The 1,812-nt window shown below is 55.4% G+C and carries 1 rRNA gene (cut by a window edge); it reads right to left on the reverse strand.

What is annotated here, in order from left to right:
- Window positions 1-1,767: ribosomal RNA gene (locus ACFULT_RS27110) — 23S ribosomal RNA — on the reverse strand (it extends 1,492 nt beyond the left edge of the window).
- Window positions 1,768-1,812 lie beyond the last annotated feature (45 nt).

The raw sequence follows: 1,812 nt of genomic DNA on the forward strand, positions 1-1,812 counted from the left end.
GAATGAGACACGGATTTGCCTATGTCTCGCCCTACAGGCTTACACCAGTATTACCACTGACTGGCTCAGCTACCTTCCTGCGTCACCCCATCGCTTGGCTACTACCAGATCAGGTCCCACGCATCCACCCAGCGCATCACTCTCGAAAGAGATCAATCACCGGGATTCAGGGCGGTTAGTATCACTGATTCACCAGGGGCGCGTTCACACGGGTACGGGAATATCAACCCGTTGTCCATCGGCTACGCCTGTCGGCCTCGTCTTAGGTCCCGACTCACCCTGGGCGGATTAACCTGGCCCAGGAACCCTTGGTCATTCGGCGGACGAGTTTCTCACTCGTCTTTCGCTACTCATGCCTGCATTCTCACTCGCACAGCCTCCACACCTAGGTCACCCCGATGCTTCCACGGCTGCACGACGCTCCCCTACCCACCCACACACCTGGCCGATCCCTCGCAAGAGAAAGGCGGGCTATTGTGTGAGTGCCGCAGCTTCGGTGGTGTACTTGAGCCCCGCTACATTGTCGGCGCAGGATCACTTGACCAGTGAGCTATTACGCACTCTTTCAAGGGTGGCTGCTTCTAAGCCAACCTCCTGGTTGTCTTCGCGACCCCACATCCTTTTCCACTTAGTACACGCTTAGGGACCTTAGCTGGCGATCTGGGCTGTTTCCCTCTCGACTACGAACCTTATCGCCCGCAGTCTCACTGCCACGCTCTCACTCACCGGCATTCGGAGTTTGGCTGATTTCGGTAAGCCGGTAAGCCCCCTAGACCATCCAGTAGCTCTACCTCCGATGAGAAACACGTGACGCTGCACCTAAATGCATTTCGGGGAGAACCAGCTATCACGGAGTTTGATTGGCCTTTCACCCCTACCCACAACTCATCCCCTCAGTTTTCAACCTAAGTGGGTTCGGTCCTCCACGACGTCTTACCGTCGCTTCAACCTGGCCATGGGTAGATCACTCCGCTTCGGGTCTAGAACACGCCACTACACACCACGAAGGTGATACGCCCTATTCGGACTCGCTTTCGCTACGGCTACCCCACACGGGTTAACCTCGCGACATGCCACTAACTCGCAGGCTCATTCTTCAAAAGGCACGCCATCACCAGCCACAGTAAACTGTGCACCAGCTCTGACGGATTGTAAGCGCACGGTTTCAGGTACTATTTCACTCCCCTCCCGGGGTACTTTTCACCTTTCCCTCACGGTACTAGTCCGCTATCGGTCACCAGGGAGTATTCAGGCTTATCGGGTGGTCCCGACAGATTCACAGCAGATTTCACGGGCCCGCTGCTACTTGGGCATCCACACTCGACAGTCACAATGTTTTCGTCTACGGGACTCTCACCCTCTACGACAGGCCGTTCCAGACCACTTCGACTAACACCATGATTTCTCACTGTCGGACAGTCCGGCAGAACCATCACATGCAAACCCCACAACCCTCCATACGCAACCCCTGCCGGGTATCACACGCACAAAGTTTGGCCTCCTCCGCTTTCGCTCGCCACTACTCACGGAATCACAATTGTTTTCTCTTCCTGTGGGTACTGAGATGTTTCACTTCCCCACGTTCCCTCCACACACCCTATATATTCAGATGCAGGTAACACGACATCACTCGTGCTGGGTTTCCCCATTCGGACACCCTCGGATCACAGCTCGGTTGACAGCTCCCCGAGGCTTATCGCAGCCTCCTACGTCCTTCATCGGCTCCTGGTGCCAAGGCATCCACCGTACGCTCTTCATTACTTACAACAAAGATGCTCGCGTCCACTGTGCAATTCTCAAACAACACACACG

Origin of the sequence: Rhodococcus sp. NPDC057297, from assembly GCF_042667435.1 — a bacterium.
In the GTDB taxonomy this organism is placed as follows: Bacteria; Actinomycetota; Actinomycetes; order Mycobacteriales; family Mycobacteriaceae; genus Rhodococcoides.